Annotated in this window: 28 protein-coding genes; 8 read left to right on the forward strand and 20 right to left on the reverse strand. The window is 69.6% G+C overall.

Annotation, left to right across the window (positions count from 1 at the left end; genetic code table 11):
• From TY51_RS09660 to TY51_RS09670, 3 genes are all read left to right on the forward strand, one after another.
• Positions 1–261, forward strand: a 261-nt coding sequence (locus tag TY51_RS09660; RefSeq protein ID WP_042248930.1) for a RidA family protein, incomplete at its 5' end; no start/stop codon positions are given.
• Between the two features lie 10 nt (positions 262–271).
• The gene (locus TY51_RS09665; RefSeq protein ID WP_042248934.1) at positions 272–1,885 is read left to right on the forward strand and encodes an AMP-binding protein; all 1,614 of its coding nucleotides are present in this window, start codon (positions 272–274) and stop codon (positions 1,883–1,885) included.
• Positions 1,882–2,703: a tryptophan 2,3-dioxygenase gene (locus TY51_RS09670; RefSeq protein ID WP_042248937.1), complete on the forward strand. Its 822-nt coding sequence runs from the start codon at positions 1,882–1,884 to the stop codon at positions 2,701–2,703. Before TY51_RS09665 ends, TY51_RS09670 begins: the two co-directional genes overlap by 4 nt.
• Before the next feature lie 97 nt (positions 2,704–2,800).
• On the opposite strand, the gene TY51_RS09675 is transcribed toward TY51_RS09670, so the two are convergent.
• Both TY51_RS09675 and TY51_RS09680 read right to left on the reverse strand, forming a co-directional pair.
• The gene (locus tag TY51_RS09675; protein ID WP_042248940.1) at positions 2,801–3,520 is read right to left on the reverse strand and encodes a GNAT family N-acetyltransferase; all 720 of its coding nucleotides are present in this window, start codon (positions 3,518–3,520) and stop codon (positions 2,801–2,803) included.
• Positions 3,517–4,257 (reverse strand): molybdopterin-binding protein, encoded by a 741-nt coding sequence (locus TY51_RS09680; RefSeq protein WP_042248943.1) that lies wholly within the window; start codon positions 4,255–4,257, stop codon positions 3,517–3,519. Before TY51_RS09680 ends, TY51_RS09675 begins: the two co-directional genes overlap by 4 nt.
• A gap of 102 nt (positions 4,258–4,359) precedes the next feature.
• Between TY51_RS09680 and map the strand changes: the two genes are divergently transcribed.
• A complete protein-coding gene (gene map, locus TY51_RS09685) occupies positions 4,360–5,157 on the forward strand; it encodes a type I methionyl aminopeptidase (RefSeq protein WP_042248946.1) in 798 nt (265 codons plus the stop codon).
• 150 nt (positions 5,158–5,307) lie between these two features.
• Here map and TY51_RS09690 read toward each other — a convergent pair whose 3' ends face one another.
• On the reverse strand, positions 5,308–5,901 hold the full coding sequence (locus TY51_RS09690) for a YqgE/AlgH family protein (RefSeq protein WP_042248949.1): 594 nt from the start codon (positions 5,899–5,901) through the stop codon (positions 5,308–5,310).
• A 103-nt stretch (positions 5,902–6,004) separates the two neighbouring features.
• On the opposite strand from TY51_RS09690, the gene TY51_RS23385 reads away from it, so the two are divergent.
• Positions 6,005–6,805, forward strand: coding sequence for a protein-disulfide reductase DsbD domain-containing protein (locus tag TY51_RS23385; protein WP_042248950.1), 801 nt, complete (start codon positions 6,005–6,007; stop codon positions 6,803–6,805).
• Positions 6,806–6,853: 48 nt separating this feature from the next.
• Here the strand turns inward: TY51_RS23385 and TY51_RS24265 are convergent, their stop codons facing one another.
• From TY51_RS24265 to TY51_RS09720, 9 genes are read right to left on the reverse strand one after another with little or no spacing between them, the layout of a single operon-like run.
• A complete protein-coding gene (locus tag TY51_RS24265) occupies positions 6,854–7,591 on the reverse strand; it encodes an efflux RND transporter permease subunit (RefSeq protein ID WP_307535960.1) in 738 nt (245 codons plus the stop codon).
• Positions 7,588–8,250 (reverse strand): efflux RND transporter permease subunit, encoded by a 663-nt coding sequence (locus tag TY51_RS24270; RefSeq protein WP_307535963.1) that lies wholly within the window; start codon positions 8,248–8,250, stop codon positions 7,588–7,590. Before TY51_RS24270 ends, TY51_RS24265 begins: the two co-directional genes overlap by 4 nt.
• Entirely contained in the window at positions 8,241–9,479 is a 1,239-nt protein-coding gene (locus TY51_RS24275; RefSeq protein ID WP_307535965.1) for an efflux RND transporter permease subunit, read from the reverse strand. Before TY51_RS24275 ends, TY51_RS24270 begins: the two co-directional genes overlap by 10 nt.
• Positions 9,425–10,150, reverse strand: a complete 726-nt coding sequence (locus tag TY51_RS24280) for an efflux RND transporter permease subunit (protein ID WP_307535968.1) — start codon at positions 10,148–10,150, stop codon at positions 9,425–9,427. The genes TY51_RS24275 and TY51_RS24280 overlap by 55 nt, the downstream gene beginning before the upstream one ends.
• Complete coding sequence (locus TY51_RS22650) at positions 10,143–10,901, reverse strand: efflux RND transporter periplasmic adaptor subunit (RefSeq protein WP_052649997.1); 759 nt, start codon at positions 10,899–10,901, stop codon at positions 10,143–10,145. Before TY51_RS22650 ends, TY51_RS24280 begins: the two co-directional genes overlap by 8 nt.
• On the reverse strand, positions 10,898–11,470 hold the full coding sequence (locus TY51_RS22655; protein ID WP_052649999.1) for a hypothetical protein: 573 nt from the start codon (positions 11,468–11,470) through the stop codon (positions 10,898–10,900). The genes TY51_RS22650 and TY51_RS22655 overlap by 4 nt, the downstream gene beginning before the upstream one ends.
• A gap of 54 nt (positions 11,471–11,524) precedes the next feature.
• Positions 11,525–12,334 (reverse strand): uracil-DNA glycosylase family protein, encoded by an 810-nt coding sequence (locus TY51_RS09710; protein ID WP_042248953.1) that lies wholly within the window; start codon positions 12,332–12,334, stop codon positions 11,525–11,527.
• A 27-nt stretch (positions 12,335–12,361) separates the two neighbouring features.
• On the reverse strand, positions 12,362–13,063 hold the full coding sequence (locus TY51_RS09715) for a response regulator (RefSeq protein ID WP_042248954.1): 702 nt from the start codon (positions 13,061–13,063) through the stop codon (positions 12,362–12,364).
• Positions 13,064–13,070: 7 nt separating this feature from the next.
• On the reverse strand, positions 13,071–13,589 hold the full coding sequence (locus TY51_RS09720) for a MarR family winged helix-turn-helix transcriptional regulator (RefSeq protein WP_042248957.1): 519 nt from the start codon (positions 13,587–13,589) through the stop codon (positions 13,071–13,073).
• A 157-nt stretch (positions 13,590–13,746) separates the two neighbouring features.
• Between TY51_RS09720 and TY51_RS09725 the strand changes: the two genes are divergently transcribed.
• On the forward strand, positions 13,747–14,613 hold the full coding sequence (locus TY51_RS09725) for a branched-chain amino acid aminotransferase (RefSeq protein ID WP_373960600.1): 867 nt from the start codon (positions 13,747–13,749) through the stop codon (positions 14,611–14,613).
• A 43-nt stretch (positions 14,614–14,656) separates the two neighbouring features.
• Here TY51_RS09725 and TY51_RS09730 read toward each other — a convergent pair whose 3' ends face one another.
• From TY51_RS09730 to TY51_RS09765, 8 genes are all read right to left on the reverse strand, one after another.
• Positions 14,657–14,845 (reverse strand): hypothetical protein, encoded by a 189-nt coding sequence (locus tag TY51_RS09730; RefSeq protein WP_042248962.1) that lies wholly within the window; start codon positions 14,843–14,845, stop codon positions 14,657–14,659.
• Positions 14,846–14,927: 82 nt separating this feature from the next.
• Entirely contained in the window at positions 14,928–15,392 is a 465-nt protein-coding gene (locus tag TY51_RS09735) for a PTS sugar transporter subunit IIA (RefSeq protein WP_042248964.1), read from the reverse strand.
• 92 nt (positions 15,393–15,484) lie between these two features.
• Positions 15,485–16,063, reverse strand: coding sequence for a ribosome hibernation-promoting factor, HPF/YfiA family (hpf, locus tag TY51_RS09740; RefSeq protein ID WP_042248966.1), 579 nt, complete (start codon positions 16,061–16,063; stop codon positions 15,485–15,487).
• Between the two features lie 175 nt (positions 16,064–16,238).
• Positions 16,239–16,973, reverse strand: coding sequence for an LPS export ABC transporter ATP-binding protein (gene lptB, locus TY51_RS09745; protein WP_042248968.1), 735 nt, complete (start codon positions 16,971–16,973; stop codon positions 16,239–16,241).
• Positions 16,973–18,079, reverse strand: coding sequence for a lipopolysaccharide transport periplasmic protein LptA (lptA, locus tag TY51_RS24285; protein ID WP_307535982.1), 1,107 nt, complete (start codon positions 18,077–18,079; stop codon positions 16,973–16,975). The genes lptB and lptA overlap by 1 nt, the downstream gene beginning before the upstream one ends.
• Before the next feature lie 2 nt (positions 18,080–18,081).
• Complete coding sequence (locus TY51_RS09755) at positions 18,082–19,050, reverse strand: SIS domain-containing protein (protein ID WP_373960597.1); 969 nt, start codon at positions 19,048–19,050, stop codon at positions 18,082–18,084.
• A gap of 15 nt (positions 19,051–19,065) precedes the next feature.
• Positions 19,066–19,680: a ribonuclease D gene (locus TY51_RS09760; protein WP_042248969.1), complete on the reverse strand. Its 615-nt coding sequence runs from the start codon at positions 19,678–19,680 to the stop codon at positions 19,066–19,068.
• Between the two features lie 109 nt (positions 19,681–19,789).
• On the reverse strand, positions 19,790–20,077 hold the full coding sequence (locus TY51_RS09765; RefSeq protein ID WP_042248971.1) for a DUF2218 domain-containing protein: 288 nt from the start codon (positions 20,075–20,077) through the stop codon (positions 19,790–19,792).
• A gap of 180 nt (positions 20,078–20,257) precedes the next feature.
• On the opposite strand from TY51_RS09765, the gene TY51_RS09770 reads away from it, so the two are divergent.
• Together TY51_RS09770 and TY51_RS09775 are read left to right on the forward strand one after the other, a co-directional pair.
• Positions 20,258–21,157, forward strand: a complete 900-nt coding sequence (locus tag TY51_RS09770) for a siderophore ABC transporter substrate-binding protein (protein WP_042248974.1) — start codon at positions 20,258–20,260, stop codon at positions 21,155–21,157.
• Positions 21,157–22,125: an ABC transporter permease gene (locus tag TY51_RS09775; protein ID WP_042248978.1), complete on the forward strand. Its 969-nt coding sequence runs from the start codon at positions 21,157–21,159 to the stop codon at positions 22,123–22,125. The genes TY51_RS09770 and TY51_RS09775 overlap by 1 nt, the downstream gene beginning before the upstream one ends.
• Positions 22,126–22,155: the final 30 nt, after the last annotated feature.

The following is a 22,155-nucleotide window of genomic DNA, read 5'->3' on the forward strand; positions in this document are numbered from 1 at the left end:
TTCGCGGGACAGGTCCGGCAGGTGCTGGAGAACATCGTGGCGGTCCTGGCCGAGGGCGGTGCGGGGCCGCAGCATCTGGTGCGGCTGACCTGGTACGTCACCGACAAGCACGAGTATCTGGGCGCGCTGCGCGCGGTGGGGGCGGCCTATCGCGACGTGATCGGGCGGCATTACCCGGCCATGGCGCTGGTGCAGGTCGTGGCCCTGGTCGAGGACCGCGCCAAGGTCGAGATCGAGGCCACGGCCGTGGTGCCGGATTAGGGGGACAGTCATGCTGGGACCAAGCGGGCACGAGGATACGTTCACGCGCGACAACCTGCCCCCGCCGGAGGCCTGGCCGCGGATTGACCAGTCGGGCTACGACTATCCCGACTGGCTGAACGCCGGGGCGGAACTGACGGACCGCATGGTCGATCGCGGCTTCGGGGACCGGGTCGCGCTGGTCGGCAACGGGCGGGCGCGGACCTACAAGGAGCTGTCGGACTGGACCAACCGGCTGGCCCATGCGTTGGTCGCGGATTACGGGCTGCGGCCGGGCAACCGGGTGCTGATCCGGTCGGCCAACAACCCCGCAATGGTCGCCTGCTGGCTGGCTGCGACCAAGGCGGGGGCGGTGGTGGTCAACACCATGCCCATGCTGCGCGCCAAGGAGCTGTCCCAGATCATCGACAAGGCGCAGGTGACGCACGCGCTGTGCGACACGCGGCTGATGGATGAGCTGCTGGTGGCGGCCAAGGGGTCGGCCCGGCTTACGACAGTGGTAGGGTTCGACGGGACGGCGAACCACGATGCGGAGCTGGACCGGGCGGCGCTTACGAAACCGGTGCGGTTCGACGCGGTGCGGACCGGCCGGGATGACGTGGCGCTGCTGGGCATGACCTCCGGGTCCACGGGCGAGCCCAAGGCCACGATGCATTTCCACCGCGACCTGCTGATCATCGCCGACGGCTATGCGCGCGAGGTGCTGGGGGTGACACCGGACGATGTCTTCGTGGGCTCGCCGCCGCTGGCCTTCACGTTTGGGCTGGGCGGGCTGGCGGTGTTCCCGCTGCGCTTCGGGGCCAGCGCGGTGCTGCTGGAGAATGCCTCGCCCCCGAACATGATCGAGATCATCGAACGCCACCGCGCCACGATCTGCGTGACCGCGCCCACGGCGTACCGGGTGATGCTGCGCGCGATGGATCAGGGGGCGGACCTGTCCAGCCTGCGCGTGGCGATCAGCGCAGGGGAAACCCTGCCCGCACCCATCTGGCAGGACTGGCATGATCGCACGGGCAAGCCGATGCTGGACGGGATCGGCGCGACCGAGATGCTGCACATCTTCCTGACGAACCGGCTGGACGACAGCCATCCGGGCTGCACCGGGCGGCCCGTGCAGGGATACCGTGCGCGGATCGTTGACGATGCGGGACAGGAGGTGCCGCGCGGAGAGATGGGGCGGCTGGCGGTGATCGGGCCGACCGGCTGCCGCTATCTGAACGACGCGCGGCAGGCGGAGTATGTCCAGGACGGCTGGAACCTGACCGGCGATACCTTCTGGCAGGACGAGGATGGGCGTTTCCATTTCGCGGCGCGCTGCGACGACATCATCGTGTCGTCGGGCTACAACATCGCCGGGCCGGATGTGGAGGCCGCGCTGCTGGCGCATCCGGACGTGCTGGAATGCGCGGTGATCGGCGTGCCCGACCTGGAACGCGGCCAGATCGTCGAGGCGCATGTGGTGCTGGCCCCCGGCGTCGCGCCCGACCCCGCGACCGCAGAGCGGTTGCAGCGTCATGTGAAGGACGTGATCGCGCCCTTCAAATATCCCCGCCGGGTGGTGTTCTGCGACGCCCTGCCCAAGACCCAGACCGGCAAGATCCAGAGGTTCAGACTGAAGCAATGACCATCGACCCTGCACAGCAAGGCGCGCGCATGTCGTTCGACGGGCGCATGTCCTATGGCGATTATCTGGGGCTGGACCGGCTGCTGACGGCGCAGCATCCCCTGTCGGAAGCGCATGACGAGATGCTGTTCATCATTCAGCACCAGACGTCTGAGCTGTGGATGAAGCTGGCGCTGCTGGAGATGGGGGCGGCGCGCGAGCGGATCGCATCAGGCGATCTGCGGCCCGCCTTCAAGATGCTGACCCGCGTGGCGCGGATCATGGAGCAGCTGAATTCGGCCTGGGACGTGCTGCGCACGATGACGCCGTCGGAATACTCGACATTCCGACCCGCGCTGGCCGAAAGCAGCGGGTTTCAGTCGCATCAATACCGGATGATCGAATTCGTCGCGGGCAACCGCAACATGGCGATGATCGCACCCCATGCGCATCGCCCCGATCTGGCGGATGCGCTGCGGGAGGAGGCCGGGAGGCCATCGCTGTATGATGAGGTTCTGGGGCGGCTGCGGGCGGCGGGATTCGACGTGGCGGCGCGCACGGCGCTGGACGCGCCCCATGCGCCGGACGCGGCGGCGCGGGCGGCCTGGGCGGCGGTCTATCGCGATCCGGCGCAGCATTGGGAGCTGTATGAGCTGGCCGAGAAGCTGGTCGATTTCGAGGATTACTTTCGCCGCTGGCGGTTCAACCATGTGACGACCGTCGAACGGATCATCGGCTTCAAGCGCGGATCGGGGGGCACGTCGGGCGTGAACTATCTGCGGCGGATGCTGGATGTGGTGCTGTTCCCGGACCTGTGGGAGCTGCGGACGGACCTGTAAGGGAGGCGGACGGCCGCGCCTGACCGGCCATGACGGGCCGGGGTCGCGGCCGTCGGTGGCGCCGGACCTGCGGTCCGGGCGCGGTCGGTCCGGTGGGTCAGGCGGTGGGGCCGTAATAGGCGTAGCTGCCTTCGACCGTGAAGCCGAGGCTGCCATAGGTGGCCTGGGCCGTGGTGTTTGCGCGGCTGACGGCCAGACCGATGCGCGTGGCGCCAAGGTCCTGCGCCCAAAGCGCGGCCTGGCGCATCATCCAGCCTGCGAGACCCTGGCGGCGAAATGCGGGCAGAACCTCGACCGCGTGGACCATGGCGGTGCGGTCATGGAGCGCGACGAAGCCTGCGCCTGCGGCACGGTCGCGGATACGGCCCAGCAGGGCGGCCTTGGGCTGCGACACGCGTTCCATCACGACCTGGCGGGCGGGGTTGATGTTGCCCGCGACCCAGATCTGGCGCTGGATCGCCAGGGGGGGCCAGATGGCGAAGGCGGTGACCGGGGGGATCGGCCGGTCGGTCAGCGCGGTGACGGGCGCGGCCATGACCAGCGTCGGGATATGGGCGGTCAGGCCACGCGCAGTCAGGGCGGCGATCAGGTCCGCGTCGTCATCCCAAGCGCGGAACAGCGGCGGTTGGTCCCATGCGGCGTGCCGGGCGCAGGCGGCGTCAATATCCGCGTCCGTCCACGGCCCGACCGCGATGGCAGAGCTGACACGCCCGCCCGCGCCTGCGCCGCGCCCGACCAGGAAGCCGCCGCAGCGGACGGTCTCGAACGCGGGCCAGGTCGCTTCGAAGGCGGCGGCCAGATCGGGGTCCGGCCTCACAACCCGATGCGTCCGCGCAGCGCGGCCATGGCCTGATCGACGCGGGCGGCATCCAGGCCCCGCACGACCAGGTTCGTGCCCCAGCCGGTATCGTCGCGGAACGGATAGGACCCAAGCGACAGGTCGGCGAAATCGGCGGCGACGGCCTTGAGATCCTCGGCGACCTCGCTTTCGCCGCGGCGGACCTCGACGGTCAGGGACTGCACCGGGCGACCCACGGGCAGCTGCGGGATCAGCCAGGCGACCATGGCGCGGAACACCTCGGGCACGCCGGCCATCACATGGGTCGCGCCGATGGAGAAGCCGGGCGCGGCCGACACGGCATTGTCGATCAGCGTGGCACCGACCGGGATGCGGGCCATGCGCAGACGGTTCTCATTCAATTCGACCCCCATGCGGTCGCAGCGGTCCTGCAGCAGGGCGCGGGCGGTGGGGTTGACCTCGACCGTGGTGCCATGGGCAGCGGCGACCGCATCGGCGGTGATGTCGTCATGCGTGGGCCCGATGCCGCCCGAGGTGAACAGCAGGTCGTAGGCCCCCCCCAGGGTCCGGTCCAGCGCGCGGATCGCGTCCACGATGCGGCCGGGATCATCGGCCACCACGCGGATCTCCTGGAGGTCGATGCCGGTGGCGGTCAGCACCTGGGCCAGGTGGTGGGCGTTCCCCTCGCGCGTGCGACCCGACAGGATCTCGTCACCGATGACCAGGATGGCGGCTGTGGGGTTGTCGGACTGCATGGGGCTCTCCCTTGGGTGTGGCGCCTCATCTATGCCTGCGGGCGGGGCTGGAACAAGTGGGCGCGCGCCTCTATCTAGGGCGGCAGACAGAAAGGATCAGCGATGGACGAAGGCCGTATCACGAGGGAAGGCATCCGCCTGCACATGCCCGGGGATTTCGCAGGCATGCGGGCGGCTGGCGCCCTGGCCGCGCGGATCTTGGACGAGGTGGGGCCGATGGTCGCACCGGGCGTCACCACCGGCGCGCTGGACGATTTCATCCGCAACCGGGTGACGGAACTGGGCGCGACCTCGGCCACGATCGGCTATCGCGGATACCAGCATGCCAGCTGCATCAGCGTGAACCACGTGGTGTGTCACGGCATCCCGGGCGACAAGAGCCTCAAGGACGGCGACATCCTGAACATCGATGTGACGGTGATCCTGGACGGATGGTTCGGCGATACCAGCCGGATGTACGTGGCAGGCAAGCCGTCGCTCAAGGCGCAGCGACTGCTGCAGGTGACCCATGACGCGCTGATGAAGGGGATCGAGGCCGTGCGCCCCGGCGCGACCTTCGGCGATATCGGCGCGGCCATCCAGACCTATGCCGAGGAACGCCGCATGTCCGTCGTGCGCGATTTCTGCGGCCACGGGATCGGGCGGGTGTTCCACTCGCCGCCCAATGTGCTGCATTTCGGGCGCGCGGGCAAAGGGCCGGTGCTGGAGGAAGGGATGTTCTTCACGATCGAGCCGATGATCAACCTGGGCCGCCCGGAAACCAAGGTGCTGGCCGATGACTGGACGGCGGTGACCCGCGACAAGTCGCTGTCGGCGCAGTTCGAACATTCGATCGGCGTCACGGCGGATGGCTGCGAAATCTTCACCCCGTCGGACCGGTTCTTTCCCGAACTGCCGTGACCGATTGCGTCCCGCGGTGGCCGGGGGCGCTCCGCCCCCCGGACCCCCCGGACGTCGCGACATCCCATAGGCAAAGAAAAGGTGGCAAGGCGTCCTCCGCCCCAGGGGGTCCGGGGGGTGGAACCCCCCGGTCATCGCGGGACGCAAGCGTCAGGCGCGACCGGACGCCGCCGACAGAAGCGACGGATCGATCCCCTGCGCCCGCAGCGCACGCTGCCATTTATCGTCGTGCGACACATCAAAGATCAGGTCCTCGGCGCCATCACCGGTCAGCCAGCCATTGGCCAGCATCTCAGTCTCCAGCTGCCCCGGCCCCCAGCCCGCATAGCCAAGCGCCAGCACCGCGGGATCGGGACCGTAACCCTGGGCCAGCTCGACCAGGATGTCGCGCGTGGTCGTCATCGCCAACGCCTGGCCGATGCGCAGGCGACCCTCGGGGTCCTGCCCATGCTCTGCCACCTTGTGCAGCACGAAGCCGCGACCCGGCTCGACCGGGCCGCCAAAGCGGACCTCGATCGGGCGAGCGTCCTCTTCGGCCTCGATGCCCAGCTGGTCCAGCAGATCGGAAAATCCGATCTCGGGCAGCGGGCGGTTCAGCACCAGTCCCATCGCCCCGTCGTCCGAATGCGCGCAGACCAGCACCACCGACCGCTCGAATCGCGGATCGCTCATGCCGGGCATGGCGATCAGGATCTTGCCGGTCAGGTTGCGGCTTTGGGCGGAATCACCGGTGATGCTGGTCATCATGTCTCCTTTTCATGACAGATCGGCACTGGCGCGGGGTGTTGCAAGGCTTGCGCGGAATTGTGACTTTCCGCGGCCGCGGCGCCGGCGCTAGGACAGGGGCATGACACATCGCCCCCGCCTGCCCCTTGCCGCCGCTTTGGCGCTTGTCCTGACCGGCCCCGCCATCGCACAGGACGACATGCCGCCGGGCCTGCGTGGCGCGCAGCTGCTGCCCGGTTGGACCGAACCGGGCGGCGCGCGGGTCCTGGCGCTGGAACTGCTGCTGGAGCCGGGTTGGAAGACCTACTGGCGCAGCCCCGGCGACACCGGCCTGCCGCCGCAGCTGGAATGGGCGGGTTCGGACAACCTGTCCCACGTCACCCTGCACTGGCCCGCGCCCCAGGCCATCCGTTCCGGCGACACGATGGAGATGGGCTATCACGACCGCCTGGTCCTGCCGCTGACCGCCTATCCGCAGGACCCCGACAAGCCCGTGGACATCGCGGCCCAGATCGATCTGGGCCTGTGCGAGAACATCTGCGTCCCCGTGCATCTGCAGCTGCAGGCGCCGACGGTCGGCACCCAGTCCGACCCGGTGATCGTCGGGGCTCTTGCGGCGGAACCGCAGCGGCTGGACAGCAATCCCGCCTGCCAGGTCACGCCCCTGGCCGACGGGCTGCGCGTCGCGATGGACCTGCCGCAGGGCGAGGCCACGCTGGCCGCGGTCGAACTGACCGACAGCCCGCAGGTCTGGGTGTCGGCGGCGGACATCCTGCCCGGACCCACAGGCCCGCAGGCGGTGGTCGAGATGGTCGCCCCCTCGGGCAAGCCCTTCGATCTGGACCAGGACGCGCTGCGCCTGACGGTGATTCCCGCCGATGGGGGCCGTGCGACCGAAACCACCGGCTGCGCCGCGGACTAGGCCCCCGCGCGGCGCCCCTGCCTGACCTGCGCCAGGGTCGCGCCCCCATCACCGCCACCAGCACCGCCAGATAGGCCAGCAACGCGCCCCCCGCCCCCCGGCCACCAGCCGGGCGCGGGCCAGACCCATCGCAGGCAGCACGGTCACCGGACCCAGCACCAGCGCCAGCCCCGCGACCGCCGCCACGACCGCCCCGCGCATCACGCCGCGCAGCGGCCCCGCCCGCAGGCTGCGCCGAAAGGCGTGGCGCGCGCGGGCCAGATCGTCCCCCGCGACCAGCACCGCCGGCACGACCAGCAGCACCAGCACCATCCCGAACCCCAGCCCATAGGCCAGCGTCACCACCGTGGGCTTCAGGAACAGCGCCTGCGACGACCGTTCGTACAGCAGCGGCGCCAGCCCCAGGACGGTCGTGGCCGTGGTCAGCAGCACGGGCCGGAACCGGTCGGCCACCGCGTCGATGATCGCGGGCCGCAAGGCGCGGGTGGTGCGGTATTCGTCGATGGTCGAGATCAGCACGATGGAATCGTTGATGATGATCCCCGACATGCCGATCAGGCCCACGACCGAAAACAGGCTCATCGGCAGGCCCCAGGCCGCGTGCCCCCAGACCGCGCCGATCAGCCCGAAGGGAATGACCGACATCACGACCAGCGGCCGCGTCCAGCTGGCAAAGATCCAGGCCAGCACCATGTAGATCCCGGTCAGCGCCATCGCGAACCCGATCAGCGCCTCGGACAGGAACTCGCGCTCCTGCTGGGCCAGCCCGGTCACGTCATAGGTCACGCCGAATTCGCGGCGATGTCGGGCAGCAGGCGGGTCTGCAGGTCGGCGGTGATCGCCGCCGCCCGTGCCGGATCGTCGCCCGAGATGTCGCCGGTGACCTCGATCATCCGCTCGCCGTTCTCGCGGCGGACGACGGAAAAGCCCGCCTCGGTGCTGACGGTCACGATGTCGCCCAGTGGCACCCAGGCCCCCGACGCGGTGCGCATCTGCATGCGGTCCAGAAAATCGGCGCGGCGGTCGTCCTCGGCCAGTTCGACGGTGATGGCGCCGGTGCGGGTGCCCTCGGGCCAGGTCGCGGCCTCGATCCCGCCAAGGCGCTGGCGCAGCTCGCGTGCAAGACCGTCGGTGGTGAACCCCAACGCCTCGCCTTGGGGCGTCAGGCGCAGGGCCAGCTCGTCCTTGTCATAGTCCAGGCTGTCCTCCAGCGCGGACACCTCCGGCGCCTCGGCCAGCCGCGCCTTCAGCGCCTCGGCGGCGGCCTTCAGCGTCGCGGCATCCGCCCCCGTCATCAGCACCGATATCGCGTCACCCCCCGGACCGGACCGCCCGCCGCGAAAGCTGATCGTCTCCAGCTGCGGGTCGGTGGGCATCGCCTCCTGCAGGGCGGCCACCAGTTCGAAGCTGGAATAGGGGCGGAAATCCGGGTCGATCAGCTCCATCTGGACGGCGCCCAGCAGGTCGCGTCCTTGGTCTCCGCCCCCGGCAGGGGGCGGCCCGCATTGCCGCCGACCTGGGTCATCACATGGGTCAGCGGGCTGATGCCGTATTCGTCGTGATATTCCGCCGCGACCCGGTCCACCGCATCCTGCACCAGACCCATGACGCGCAGGGTATCGTCACGGGTGGCGCCCTCCAGCATGGCGAAATTGCCCGACACGCTGCCCTGTTCGGGCGAATCAAAGAACCGCCACGGCACCGACCCGGTCATCAGCGCCGCCGCCGACCACGAAAAGCCCACCATCACCAGCGCCAGCACCGGATAGCGCGCCAGCAACACCAGCCGCGCCAGCGGGCGCAGCACGCCCGCCACGAATCGGTCCAGCCAGCGGTTCACGAAGACCGACGGGCGGTCGTACCAGCGGTCCTTGCCGTGATGGGCCAGCGCATGGGCCATGTGGTTGGGCAGGATCAGGAAACATTCGATCAGCGATGCCGCCAGCACCAGAATGACGGTCAGCGGAATGTCCGACACCAGCGACCCGAACTGTCCGCCGATCAGCACCAGCCCGGCGAATGCGATGATCGTGGTCAGGGTTGACGCAATCACCGGCGCGCCCATCGCGCCCGCCGCGCGTTCGGCGGCGACCAGCGGCGGTTCGCCCAGCTTGCGGGCGCGGTAGTCGGCATGTTCGCCCACCACGATGGCGTCGTCCACGATGATGCCCAATGTCAGGATCAGCGCGAACAGAGAGATCATGTTGATCGTCATGCCGACCGCGTACATCATCGCCACCGCCGCCAGCAGCGCGGCCGGAATGCCCGCCGCGACCCAGATGGCGGTGCGCGCGTTCAGAAACAGGAACAGCAGCCCCAGCACCAGCGCCAGCCCCATCAGCGCATTGTCCAGCAGCAGCGACAGCCGGGCCGAGATCTGTTCGGCCCGCGCCCGCACCAGTTCCGCGGTGACCCCCTGCGGCAGGGTCGGCGACAGCGCGTCGACCGCCGCCTGCACGTCCTGCTGCATGCCGATCGCGTCGCCCGACGCGCTGCGCTGGACGGACACCGTGACCGCCGGGTTGCCGTCCACGAAATAGGCCACGCCCCGGTCGATGCCCGTGTCGCGGACCTGCGCCACGTCGCCGATGGTCAGCTGCGTCCCGTCGGGCAGCGCGGTCAGGACCAGCGCCGAGACCTGTTCCGGCGTGCGCGTTTCCGCCCCCGTCCGCACGCGCGATATGCCCGACGCCACATCGCCCGCGGCGTCGGCGCGGCGGCGGCGGCGATGGTCGCCGCGATCTGTTCCAGCGTGATGTCATGGCGCACCAGGTCGGCCATGCGCAGCTCGACCAGGGTTTCGGGGGCGGACAGTCCGGTGACGGTCAGCCGCGTGACGCCACGGGCGTACAGGCGGTTGGTCAGATCGTCCGCGATGCGGCCCAGCTGGTCCAGTCCCACGGGGCCGGAGATCACCACGTCGGTCACCGAATCGCGCCAGGCGCGGCGGGTGACCTCGGGGTCTTCGGCGCCTTCGGGCAGGTCGCCAGCGGCGGCGATGGCGGCGTCGACCTCGCCGGTGGCGCGGGACATGTCCCAGCCCGGCTCGAACTCCAGGGTGATGCGGGCGGACCCTTGGCTGGACTGGCTTTCGGTCAGGGACACGCCCTCGACCGCGATCAGCGCGGGTTCCAGCACGCTGACCACCGACCGGTCCACGTCGTCGGCCCCGGCCCCGTCCCACCGGACGCTGACTTGGATCTGCTGAACCACCGTGTCTGGAAAGAACTGCGCCCGCAGCCGCGGCGCGGAATACAGTCCCGCCACCACCATCACCGCCAACAGCAGGTTGGCCAGCGTGGCATGGCGGACAAAGGTGCCGATCAGGCCGGGGCGCTTATCCACGGGTCGGCCCCTGGCCCTGTGCCCGCTGATCGGGCCCCTGCGTGGGCGCGGGGTCGGCGGCGTCGCGCACGCGGATGCCGGTGCCTAGTTGCGGGGCGCGTTCGGCGACGATGCGCGCGCCCGCCAGATCGGCCGGCACCGCGATGATCAGATCGTCGGCCTGGCGGCGCAGCACGGTCACGGGCGTCGCCTGCAACCGTCCGTCGTCGCCGGCCACAAGCACCGTCCCGTCGGACCCCAGGGCCGCCGCCGGAACGGTCGCCGCGTCGGACAGCGCGGGTTCGGCAATCTGCGCGGTCACGAAATCGCCCGGGCGCAGCGCCTGCGCCCCCTGGATCAGCCGGGCAAAGACCACCCGGCCCGCCGTCCCCTCGGCCACCGAGGCCGCCGCCCGGTCCAGCCGGGCCTGCGCGACCAACTGACCGGCGCTGCCGTCCAGCGTCACCGTCACGGTCCGGTCCAGCAGCGCGCCGTCCGGGCCCAGCAGCCGCCCGAACTGGTCCAGCGACAGCGGGATCTGCAGCTCCAGCGCGTTGGGGTCGATGACCGTCGCCAGCTGTTCGTTCACGCTGACCAGCGCGCCCTCGACCGCGGTGACGGCGGTGACGCGCCCGTCGAAACCCGCGCGCAGTTCCGTGTCGGCCAGGGCGCGGCGGGCCTCGGTCACGGCGATCTCGGCGCGGCGCAAGGCGTTCTCGGCCGCGGTCACGGCGCTGAGCGCGTCGGCCTGGGTCGCGCGGGCCGCGATCACCGTCTGGCTGGCGGTGGATGCGGCCAGTTCAGCTGTCTCGCGGTCCAGGCTGATGCCAAGGCGCGTTCGGCCAGCTGTTCCTGCCGGGTCACGGCGGCCGCGCGCAGCTCTGCCTGACGCTCCGCCGCGGTCACGTCCTGGGCCGAGATGTCGACGCGGCGGCGCGCATCCTCCAGCACGCCCTGGGCATCGGCGCGTTCGGCTTGGCTGCTGTCCAGCGCGGCCTGCGCGGCCGACGGGTCGATACGCGCCAGCAACTGGCCCGCGACGACCGTGCCGCCCTCCTGCAGGGCGGGGTCCAACTGGACGATCCGCCCCCCGGCGCCGGCGCGCAGCTGAAGTTCGCGGCGCGACCGGACCTGGCCGAACACCTGCATCTGCGGCTGGACCACCCCCGGCGCGACCGTCATCAGCCGTGCGGCATAGACCTGTTCGGCGGGTGCGCGCACGGCGGGGCCGTCCCCGTCCGGGGTCATGGCGCGCCACATCAGCCCCGCCGCCAGCAGCAGCAACGCCAGCGTCAGGAAGGTCAGGAACAGGCCCAGAAGGCTGCGGGACAGGAAACGCATGCGGATGGTCCATCTATGGGATGGCCGGGATAGCGCATGATGGGCAAACGGAACCTAAACGGAAAGCGATTCCAGCCGCGCCTGCAGCGACAGAAGGTCCGCCCAGGCCTCGCGCTTGGCCGCGGGGTTGCGCAGCAGATAGGACGGGTGCGTCATCGGCAGCGCGGGGCGCCCGAACGCCTGTCCCCATTGGCCGCGCAGCCGCAGGATGCCCGACCGTTCCAGCCCCGCAAGGCAGGGCACGTTGCCCATCAGGACGATCACCTCGGGCGCGGCCAGCGCGATGTGACGGCGCAGGAACGGCAGGCTCACGGCAAGTTCATCGGGGTCGGGGTCGCGTCCGCCGGGCGGGCACCAGGTCAGGGCGTTGGCGACATAGAAGGCGCGTTCCGCATCGACCGCGTCGCGGGTCAGCCCGATGGCCCCGAACATGCGGTCCAGCATCTGTCCTGCGCGACCCACGAAGGGACGGCCCTGGCGGTCCTCCTCGTCGTCGGGTGCGCCGCTCAGGATCATGACGCGGGCGCGGGCGTTGCCGTCGGCAAAGCAGAAATTGCGCGCGCCCTTCTTCAGCTCGATCCCGTCGAATCCCTGCTGCGCCTCGGCCAGGGCGGCCAGCGTGCCGGCCCCGTCGGCCAGCGCCTGCGCCAGCGCCACGCGGGCGGCCAGGTCGTCGTCATCGGCGGGCGGCGGCGGCGCCTGCGGGGCGGGGGCTGCGGACACCACGCGGGTCGGCAGGTCGAACCGGTCGACCGGCGCATCCAGCATGGGCACGTCGCAGCCCATCTCCAGCTGCCAGTCCAGCAGCGCCAGCGCGCTGTCGCCGTCCAGCGTGATTCCCCGATATGTTGCCTGATCGATCATCGCCGCACGCTAGGGCCGCGGCGCGCCCTAGTCCACCACCAGCATGTAGCCCGTGCCCCGCACCGTCTGCAGGAACCGCGGTTCGCGCGGGTCCGGCTCTATCTTGCGGCGCAGGCGGGTGATCTGGACGTCGATGGCGCGTTCGCCGTTCTCCTCGTCGCCGCCACCGCGGCCCAGATCATCGATCAGGTCGGCGCGGCTGACCGGCTGGCCCCGGCTGGCGGCCAGACGGCGCAGCAGCGCGGTTTCCGTGCCGGTCAGGCGCAGCGGCGCGTCGCCGTTCCACAATTCGCCCTTGTCGGTGTCGTATCGCAGTGCGCCAAGCGTCAGGTATTTCGGCTGCGCCACCTCGACCACCGGCACCCGGCGCAGGATCGCGCCGATGCGCAGCAGCAGTTCGCGCGGCTCGAAGGGCTTGGGCAGGTAATCGTCGGCGCCGCTTTCCAGCCCGCTGATCCGGTCCTCGGTCTCGCCCTTGGCGGTCAGCAGCAGGATCGGCGTGTCGATCCGCTCGCGCAGCGCACGGGTCAGGGCCAGGCCGTCCTCTCCGGGCATCATCACGTCCATGACGATCAGGTCGAAATCCAGCCCCGCCAGCAGGCGGCGGGCCTGGGCGGCGTCACGGGCCATGGTGACCATGTAGCCGTTCTTGTGCAGAAACCGCCCCAGCAGCGCGCGGATGCGTTCGTCGTCGTCGACGATCAGCAGATGGCAGTCGGTATGCGTCATGGGGGCCTCAGCGGTCTTCGGGAAGATCCTTCAGGGCCTGATACTGCGCCCGCGTCTCGGGGTCCATCATCGCTTCCAGAACCTGGCGGAACCCCGACACCGCCTGCGGCCCGGCATTGCGATAGGCGGCGCGCATCCGCGCCCGCTGCGCCTCGGACAGGCGGCGTTCCAAGGCGGTGCCCTTGGGGGTCAGGTGCAGCTGGCGCTCGCGCCGGTCGCGCCTGCCGATGCGGCTGTCCACCAGCCCGTCCTCGATCAGAGCGCGCAGCACGCGGTTCAGCGACTGTTTCGTGACCCCCAGCACCGCCAGCAGCGACGTGACCGTCAGCCCCGGATCGCGGTTGACGAAATGCAGCGCACGGTGATGGGCGCGGCCGTAATCCAGCTCGGCCAGGATCAGGTCCGGGTCGGCGGTGAACGCGCGATAGGCAAAGAACATCGCCTCGATCCCGCGGCGCAGCTGGTCGTCGGTCAGGAACAGCAGGTCCTCGCCCATCATCGCCTGAATCCGCGCTTTTTCCTGCATCTGTGGTCCCCGTCCGATGACTGCCCCGGATATGGCAGCGTTGTTGACTTTCTAATCGGTGATTGCTAGCCGTCAAGCATCTTGCGTAACAAACATGCCAAATCCGCCCTAACAGACGCAAGAATCGCAAAAACCGGGCGACGGATGGAGACATATGATGCTGCCTTACGACGACCGCGACGGCAAGATCTGGATGAACGGCGACCTGGTCGACTGGCGCGACGCCAAGGTGCACGTCCTCAGCCATGCCCTGCATTACGCCAGCTCCGTCTTCGAGGGCGAGCGGTGCTATGACGGCAAGATCTTCAAGGGTCACGAGCATTCGCTGCGCCTGCTGGAATCGGGCCGCCTGCTGGACATGCCGATCCCCTATACCGCCGAAGAGATCGACGCCGCCAAGGAGGCCGTGCTGAAGGCCAACGGCTTCGAGAACGCCTATGTCCGCGTCGTGGCATGGCGCGGGTCGGGGCTGGACATGGGCGTGTCCGCCGCACGCAACCCGGTCTGCATGGCGGTCGCCGCGTGGGAGTGGGGCAGCTATTATGGCGACGCCAAATGGCAGGGCGCGAAACTGGACGTGGCCAAGTGGAAACGCCCAAGCCCGGAAACCATCCCCACCGCCGCCAAGGCCGCGGGCCTGTACATGATCTGCACCATGTCAAAGCACGCGGCCGAGGCCAAGGGCTGTTCCGACGCGCTGTTCATGGACTGGGAGGGTTACGTGGCCGAGGCCACCGGCGCCAACATCTTCTTCGTGAAGGATGGAGAGATCCACACGCCGATGGCCGACCGGTTCCTGAACGGCATCACCCGCCAGACCATCGTGCAGATGCTGCGCGACAAGGGCCTGACCGTCCACGAACGCCGCATCCTGCCCGACGAGCTGGAATCGTTTCAGGAATGCTGGCTGACCGGCACCGCGGCCGAGGTGACCCCGGTGGGCCAGATCGGCGACTGGCATTTCCAGGTGGGCCAGATCACCCGCGACGTCGCCGAAAGCTACGAGGCGCTGGTCCGCGCCTGAGACGCGATCAGGGGGCCGCCCCGGCGGGCGGTCCCCATCGGGGTCACTTCAGGTGGCCCCGCGCGATGCGGGCGTATTCGGCGGCCTTGCGGCTGTCTTCGGTCCGGGCGTGGGGGCGCGCGTGCAGGGCGCGGATGGCGCGGTGCATCCCGCCCTCGCGGTCCAGGCGCAGGAATTCGCGCAGGCGCACGGCTCCCTGCATCCGCGGCTGATCGGCCTGATGTCTGGTCATGATGGGCCCTCCCGTGGGTGTCACCCCCCGGACTATAGGGCCGAACCGGTCCGATTTGAACAGTCTTGTTCGGAAAACCGCCTCAGGCGGCCTTGATCCCCTGTGCCGCGGACAGCACCGCGTGCAGGGCGACGGGGTCGTCATTGGCCCGCAGCTTGGCGCGCAAGTCCTGATCGCGCAGCGTGCGCGACACCAGCGCCAGCGCCTTGAGGTGGTCCACGCCGCTGCTTTCGGGGGCCAGAAGCGCAAAGATCAGGTCGACCGGCTGGCGGTCCACCGCGTCGAAATCCAGCGGCTTGTCCAGACGCAGGAACAGCCCCGCGACCTTGTCCAGCCCGTGCAGCCGCGCATGCGGCAGCGCCACGCCCTGCCCCACCCCGGTCGGACCCAGGCTTTCGCGTTCCTGCAGCGCGTCCAGCACCTCGGAGGCGTTCAGCCCGTATTCCGCATGGGCCAGATCGGCCAGTTCCTGGAACAGTCGCTTCTTCGAGGTGACCTGCCCCAGGGAACGGACCGCACCGGGCGTTAGGATTTCAGCAAGCTGCATGGCACATTGTCTTTCTCAAGCTGACCGCCCCCAGACAGGACTGTCCGGGGGCGACATCACGACCGGTCTGGGGACCGGATCTGCGGCAGGCGTCAGCCGTTTCCGCGCGGGTCGATCCAGCCCACATTGCCGTCATCGCGGCGATGGACGACGTTCACGCCGCCATGTTTCTCGTTGCGGAACACCAGCAGGGGGCTGCCGGACAGTTCCATGTGCATCACCGCATCACCCACCGACAGGGTGGGCACCCGGCTTTCCATTTCGGCGATGATGATCGGCTCCAGGCTGCCGCCCTGCGATTCCGCGTCATCATCCTCGGCGGCCAGCACATAGCTGTCGGCCTGACCGAAGACAACCGGTTCGGCATGGTCCTTGTGGTGATCCTTCAGGCGGCGCTTGTAGCGGCGCAGCTGCTTGTCCATCTTTTCGCGGCAAGCCTCGAAGGCGGCATAGATGTTGTCGTTCGCGCTGCCGCGGGCCTGCACGGTCAGGCCGGTCGACAGGTGCACCACCGTATCGCACAGGAACTGATGGGCATCTTTGGAAAAGGTCACGGACGCATCGGTCGGACGCTGAGAGTACTTGTCGAGGGTCTCGCCCAGCTCTGTCTTGACATGCGTGGTCAACGCATCCCCGACATCGATGTGTTTTCCGCTGATGGTATAGCGCATCGTCACTCCTCTCCGGTTGCCCGTCGCCACGATGCCCGCCCGGGGGGCCGGCAAAGGCGGGGACGGGTTGAACGGGGCGGCATCTCCGCACCCGCATGTCTCAATTTGGTGACAGCGCGCGCCGACTGTCAACGGCCCACACGGGGGCGTGACCCTGAATCGGATGGCCCGGCGCTCAGGACAGGGTGAAGCTGTCGCCCAGATAGACCTCGCGCACCCGCGGATCGGCCACGATCTGGTCGGTCGTGCCCGACATCAGCACATGCCCGTCATGCAGGATATAGGCCCGGTCGACGATGCCCAGGGTCTCGCGGACGTTGTGGTCGGTGATCAGCACCCCGATTCCCCGCGATTTCAGCGCATGGACCAGGGTGCGGATCTCGCCCACGGCGATGGGATCGACGCCCGCAAAGGGCTCGTCCAGCAGCAGGAACCCCGGATCGGACGCCAGACAGCGCGCGATCTCGGCCCGCCTGCGTTCGCCGCCCGACAGGGCCAGCGCCGGCGCGCCCCGCAGATGCGTGATCGAGAAATCGGCCAGCAGCTCCTCCAGCCGGTCGCGCCTGTGGCGCGGGTCGTCGACCGCGACCTCCAGCACCGCCATGATGTTCTGCTCGACCGTCAGGCCGCGAAAGATCGACATCTCCTGCGGCAGATAGCCGATGCCCATGCGCGCACGGCGGAACATCGGCAGGCGGGTCACGTCCTGCCCGTCGATCAGCACCTGCCCGGCATCGGCCGTGACCAGCCCCGCGATGCAGTAAAAGCACGTCGTCTTGCCCGACCCGTTCGGACCCAGCAGGGCCACGACCTCTCCGCGCTGCAGGCGCACGGACACGTCGCGGATGACGGGGCGGTTGCGATAGGACTTGCGCAGGCCGCGCACGTCCAGCCCAGAGCGGTCAGCCATCAGTTGGCCCCCGGCTGCAAAACGGACCGCACGCGGCCCTGGACCTGGGCCGCGCCCGTCGCCAGGTCAACCGTCATGCGGTCGCCCGCCAGCACGTTGCCGCCTTGGCTCAGCAGCACGTCACCGGTCAGCAGGACCGACCCCGCCGCGACGTCATAGACCGCCTCGGCGGCCTCGGCCGCGTCCTCTCCGGACACCAGCGTGACGTTGCCGGTCGCGGTCAGGCTGTCGATGCGCTGCTGATCGCCGGGTGCATATTGCACCGCGACCCGGTCGGCCGACAGGCGCATCTCTCCCTGGCCGATGACCACGTTGCCGGTGAAAAGCGCGGAACCGTCGGCCTGATTGACGTCCAGGTTGTCGGCCGCGACCTCGACCGGGGCCGAGGTGTCGGCCTGCATCCCCCCGAAGGTGGTCTGCGACAGGGCGGGCAGCGGCGCGGCCAGCGCCAGCACGATCAGCAGGGGGCGAAGGGTCATCGGGTCCTCAAGGCTCAGGGCGGCAAGCGGCCCGGTGTCAGGTTGGTATATCAGACGCACGCCGTCCGAGAAATTCAAGATTGCCGCGTCGCTGCCTGCCGAATCGCCGCCCGTCGCGTCGTCCGGGGCCAGCCGCATGCGCCCCGCGGTGATCCGCCCGAACGGCGCCTGCGCCTCGACGCCCCGGTCGGCCTGGATGACCGAGGTGTCGGTCTGGGCGTCGATCTGCGGCGTGTCCAGCTGCCAGCCGCTGCTGGTGGTCATGCGCACGCCACCCTCCAGCCGGACCAGCCCGTCCAGCAGCCCGCCCTGTGGCGCGGTCAGATCGGCGCGCAGCCCGTCGGGGCGCAGCCAGTCCAGCGCCACGTCGCCCGCCGCCCCACCGGTCCCGCCCGGCGTCACCTGCGCCGCGCGCAGGGTCAGCTGCGCCCCGTCGCCGGTCACGCCGCTGTATTCGGGCGCGACGATGCGGTTGTCGCGCGCCGCGGCCTGGGCATCGACCTCGGCATAGGGGATGCGCGATTCGGTGTCCGACCCACGGCTGAACAGGAACATCGTCGACAGCATCGCCAGCGCCACCAGCGGCAGCAGCACACGCAGCCAGCGGACGATGCGGGTCCGCGACATGGTCAGACCAGCCCCGCGCGCAGACAGTCATGGATATGCAGGATGCCGCGGGGGCGCCCGTCCTCGACCGCGAACAGGCAGGTGATCTTGCGGTCCTGCATCTGCGCCAGCGCGGCCTCGGCCAGTGCGCCCGGCGCGATGGTGCGCGGCGCGGGCGTCATCACGGCGCGCGCGTCCAGGTCCAGCAGGCCCTGCATGTGGCGGCGCAAGTCGCCGTCGGTGATGATCCCCGCCAGCGCGCCGTCCGCGTCCACGACCCCGGTCACGCCATAGCCCTTCTGGCTGATCACCAGCAGCGCCTCGGACATGGGGGCGTCCAGTCCGACCAGCGGCAGGTCGGTGTGCATCAGGTCGCCCACCTTGGCCAGCAGCGCGCCCAGCTTGCCGCCGGGATGAAACGTGCGGAAATGTTCCGGCGTGAACTTGCGATGCTCCATCAACGCAATGGCCAACGCATCGCCCAAGGCCAGCGTCATTGTGGTCGATGTTGTGGGCACGATCCCGTTGCCGCAGGCCTCCTGGGCCGCGGGCAGCACCAGCCCCAGGTCGGCCTGACGCATCAACGTCGATTGCGGCCGCGCCGCCACCCCGATCAACGGGATGGAAAACCGCCGCGTATGCGCGATCAGGTCGGCCAGTTCCGGCGTCTCGCCGCTGTTGGACAGCACCAGCGCCAGGTCGGATTCCGTGACCATGCCCAGATCGCCGTGGCTGGCCTCGGCCGGGTGCACGAACTGCGCGGGCGTCCCGGTGGACGCGAAGGTCGCCGCGATCTTGCGCCCCACATGGCCCGACTTGCCCATGCCCGACACGATCACCCGGCCCCGCACCGCCAGGATCATCTCGACCGCGCGCGAGAATTCGTCGCCCAGACCCGCCGACAGGGCCTCCAGCCCCGCGATCTCGACCCCGATCACGCGTCGCGCCGTCTCGATGTAATCCGCCACGCCCAGCCCTTCTTCGTTGTCCAAATACCCGTTGCCCGCTCAGTGGCGAAAGATGTCGCCCTCGTCACCCCAGCCCAGCAGGTCCAGATGGGCCCGCGCGGGCAGAAAGTCAAAGCAGGCCTGCGCCAGGCCCAGCCGGTTCTCGCGCTTCAGCCGCTCTTCCAGGGCATCCTTCAGCTTGTGCAGGTGCAAGACGTCCGACGCCGCATATTCCAGCTGCGCGTCCGACAGGTCGGCCGCGCCCCAGTCGCTGGTCTGCTGCTGCTTGCTGACATCGACGCCCACCAACTCCTGCAGCAGGTATTTCAGCCCGTGCCGATCGGTAAAGGTCCGCACCAGCCGCGAGGCGATCTTGGTGCACCAGACGGGCGAGGTGACCACCCCGAACGCATTCTCCAGCGCGGCGATGTCGAACCGTCCGAAATGGAACAGCTTGACCACCTTTGGGTCGGTCAGCAGCTTGGTCAGGTTCGGGGCCTCGGTCTGGCCACGGTCGATCTGGACCAGATGCGCCTCTCCGTCGCCGGACGACAGCTGCACCAGGCACAGCCGGTCGCGGCGCGGGTCCAGGCCCATCGTCTCGGTGTCGATGGCCACGATCGGGCCCAGCACCAGATCGTCGGGAAGGTCGTTCGGGTACAGATGGATGCTCATCGCCGGTCCTGCCTGAATTGCGCGCCGCCGGGCCCGTGTCCGGACCCGCGGCTTGGCGCCCCTTCGACCAGAAACCGGCCCGCCAATCCAGCGAAAATCGCGTGACCGGTCAGGCAGGCGGCGTCCATGACAGGGGCGCCGGATCCTCGCGATGGGCAAATCGCAACAGGTGGCTTTCGATGACCTCGCGCAGACGCTCCAGGGCGCCTGCGTCCGCGGCCTCCAGCGTCAGGTGCAGGGACGCGTCCTGCGCCTCGATCCGGGCCACGCCCATCTCGAAGGTCAGCACCGCGTGGCGGGCGTCGTGGGTCACCGGGATCTTGTGGCCGAAATGCTTGGCCATCGTACCCGTCAGTGCCGCGGCGCGGGCGGTGGGGAAATCGGCAGTCATGCGCATGGGATATCCTTTCGTGAATGCCCCGCAGCTAGGATGCCAAAGCGAATGAGTCAACAATTCGGCGCAATATCCCGACAAAAAGACCCTGCCATTCTTGCGCGGCGGCCGCGACGGCGCTAAGCCCGCCCGGCGTGCAGCCATGTCCCAGCCACCACGCGCAACCCCGATGAAAGGATCGTCATGCGCCGCATCGCATTGCCCGCCCTGGTGGCCACCGCCCTTTTGACCGCGCCGGTCGCGGCCCTGGCCCAAGTGACCGTCGACACCGCCCAGGGGCCCGTGACCCTGCAGGACAGCCCCGACGCCGTCGCGGTCTATGACATGGCCGCGCTGGACACGATCACCGCCCTGGGCGTGACGCCCGCGGGCACCATCGACACCATCCTGGTCCCCGCCCTGCGCGACGCGGCCGCGGGTGCGGCCCCCGTCGGCACCCTGTTCGAACCCGATCTGGAGGCGCTGGCGGGCCTCGCCCCCGATCTGGTCATCGTCGGCGGACGGTCCGCGACCCAGCTGGCGGCGGTGGCGCAGGTGGCGCCGGCGATCGACATGACCTTCGGCCCGGACCTCTTGGCCGATGCCCGCGCCCGGATCGACGCCTATGGCACCCTGTTCGACAGGACCGCGCAGGCGCAGGAGCTGACCTCCGCCCTGGACGCGAAACTGGCCGACCTGCGGGCGGCCGCGGATGGCCAGGGCACCGGCCTGATCGTGATGACAAACGGCCCCAAGATGTCCGCCTATGGCGCCGGATCCCGCTTTGGCTGGATCTTCGACGCGACCGGGCTGGCCGAGGCCGTGCCGGGCCTGGACGACGCCACCCACGGCCAGGCGATCAGCCATGAATTCATCGCCCAGGCCAACCCCGACTGGCTGCTGGTCGTCGACCGCGGCGCCGCCATCGGCGAGGACGGCCAGGGCGCGATCGAGACGCTGCGGTCCGATCTGGTGCAGGGCACGACCGCCTGGCAGCAGGATCAGGTGATCCAGCTGGACCCGGCTGCGACCTATATCTCGGCCGGGGGCTACGGCTCGACCATGGCGGTGCTGGACCAGCTGACGCAGGCCTTCGCGAACTGATGCGGCCCCTGCCCGCCCTGGCATTCGCGCTGGTCGCGCTGATGCTGGCCAGCCTGACGGTCGGCGCCGCTGACATCCGCGTGACGGATGCGTTCCGCGATCCGCAGGCCCTGCTGGTCCTGCTGGAATCGCGGCTGCCGCGTACGCTGTCGGTGGTGCTGACCGGGGCTGCGCTGTCGGTGGCGGGCGTGCTGATCCAGGCGCTGGTCAGGAACCGCTTTGTCGGCCCCGACACCTCCGGCACGGCCGAGGGCGCGGCGCTTGGCCTGCTGGCCATCACCATCCTCTGGCCCGCCAGCCCCCTGTGGCTGCGCATGATCGCGGCCAGCCTGTCGGCCATGGTCACGACCGCGCTGTTTCTGGCCGTGATCCGCCGCCTGCCCGTACGCGAGGTGATGCTGGTCCCCATCGCGGGGCTGGTCCTGTCGGGCGTGCTGGGCTCGGTCGTGACCTTCATCGGCTGGCAAAGCGATCTGATGCAATATGTCGGCACCTGGCTGTTCAGCGGCGAATTCTCGGGCGTGATCTCGGGGCGGTACGAATTGCTGTGGATCGCGGGCGTGGCTGCCGGGCTGGCGTGGTTCTCGGCCGACCGTTTCGCGATTCTTGGCCTGGGCGATCAGGTGGCGACGGGGCTGGGGCTTTCCACGGCGGCGGTGATGCGCCTTGGCCTGGCTGTGGTGTCGGTCGTGACCGCGATGGTGGTGACGACGGTGGGGATGATCCCCTTTGTCGGGCTGGTGGTCCCGAATCTGGTCGCGCGAATCATGGGCGACAACCTGCGCGCTTCCCTGCCCGTGGTGGCGCTGGCGGGTGCCGTGCTGGTCCTGGCCTGCGATCTGGCGGGTCGGCTGGTCATCCACCCCTACGAGGTTCCCGCAGGCACCATCCTGGGCGTGCTGGGCGCGGTCCTGTTCCTGTGGCTGCTGCATCGCCGCCCGCCCCGGTCGAAACGCGCCCATGGATAGGCGCGCGCGGATCATGCTGGGCGCGATGGC

This window comes from Paracoccus sp. PAMC 22219, from assembly GCF_000787695.1.
Taxonomy (GTDB): Bacteria; Pseudomonadota; Alphaproteobacteria; order Rhodobacterales; family Rhodobacteraceae; genus Paracoccus.

Coding starts and splice junctions, on each gene's coding strand:
- TY51_RS09690 (WP_042248949.1), bottom strand. CDS start 5,901: ATGACCAGCATCACCGGTGATTCCGCCCAAAGCCGCAACCTGACCGGC.
- lptA (WP_307535982.1), bottom strand. CDS start 18,079: ATGTCGCGGACCCGCATCGTCCGCTGGCTGCGTGTGCTGCTGCCGCTG.
- TY51_RS09720 (WP_042248957.1), bottom strand. CDS start 13,589: ATGCAGGAAAAAGCGCGGATTCAGGCGATGATGGGCGAGGACCTGCTG.
- map (WP_042248946.1), top strand. CDS start 4,360: ATGGACGAAGGCCGTATCACGAGGGAAGGCATCCGCCTGCACATGCCC.
- TY51_RS09725 (WP_373960600.1), top strand. CDS start 13,747: ATGCTGCCTTACGACGACCGCGACGGCAAGATCTGGATGAACGGCGAC.
- TY51_RS09730 (WP_042248962.1), bottom strand. CDS start 14,845: ATGACCAGACATCAGGCCGATCAGCCGCGGATGCAGGGAGCCGTGCGC.
- TY51_RS22655 (WP_052649999.1), bottom strand. CDS start 11,470: ATGCGTTTCCTGTCCCGCAGCCTTCTGGGCCTGTTCCTGACCTTCCTG.
- TY51_RS09715 (WP_042248954.1), bottom strand. CDS start 13,063: ATGACGCATACCGACTGCCATCTGCTGATCGTCGACGACGACGAACGC.
- TY51_RS09765 (WP_042248971.1), bottom strand. CDS start 20,077: ATGCGCATGACTGCCGATTTCCCCACCGCCCGCGCCGCGGCACTGACG.
- TY51_RS09735 (WP_042248964.1), bottom strand. CDS start 15,392: ATGCAGCTTGCTGAAATCCTAACGCCCGGTGCGGTCCGTTCCCTGGGG.
- TY51_RS09770 (WP_042248974.1), top strand. CDS start 20,258: ATGCGCCGCATCGCATTGCCCGCCCTGGTGGCCACCGCCCTTTTGACC.
- TY51_RS09670 (WP_042248937.1), top strand. CDS start 1,882: ATGACCATCGACCCTGCACAGCAAGGCGCGCGCATGTCGTTCGACGGG.
- TY51_RS09680 (WP_042248943.1), bottom strand. CDS start 4,257: ATGCAGTCCGACAACCCCACAGCCGCCATCCTGGTCATCGGTGACGAG.
- hpf (WP_042248966.1), bottom strand. CDS start 16,063: ATGCGCTATACCATCAGCGGAAAACACATCGATGTCGGGGATGCGTTG.
- TY51_RS23385 (WP_042248950.1), top strand. CDS start 6,005: ATGACACATCGCCCCCGCCTGCCCCTTGCCGCCGCTTTGGCGCTTGTC.
- lptB (WP_042248968.1), bottom strand. CDS start 16,973: ATGGCTGACCGCTCTGGGCTGGACGTGCGCGGCCTGCGCAAGTCCTAT.
- TY51_RS09665 (WP_042248934.1), top strand. CDS start 272: ATGCTGGGACCAAGCGGGCACGAGGATACGTTCACGCGCGACAACCTG.
- TY51_RS09710 (WP_042248953.1), bottom strand. CDS start 12,334: ATGATCGATCAGGCAACATATCGGGGAATCACGCTGGACGGCGACAGC.
- TY51_RS09775 (WP_042248978.1), top strand. CDS start 21,157: ATGCGGCCCCTGCCCGCCCTGGCATTCGCGCTGGTCGCGCTGATGCTG.
- TY51_RS09760 (WP_042248969.1), bottom strand. CDS start 19,680: ATGAGCATCCATCTGTACCCGAACGACCTTCCCGACGATCTGGTGCTG.
- TY51_RS24270 (WP_307535963.1), bottom strand. CDS start 8,250: ATGGAGCTGATCGACCCGGATTTCCGCCCCTATTCCAGCTTCGAACTG.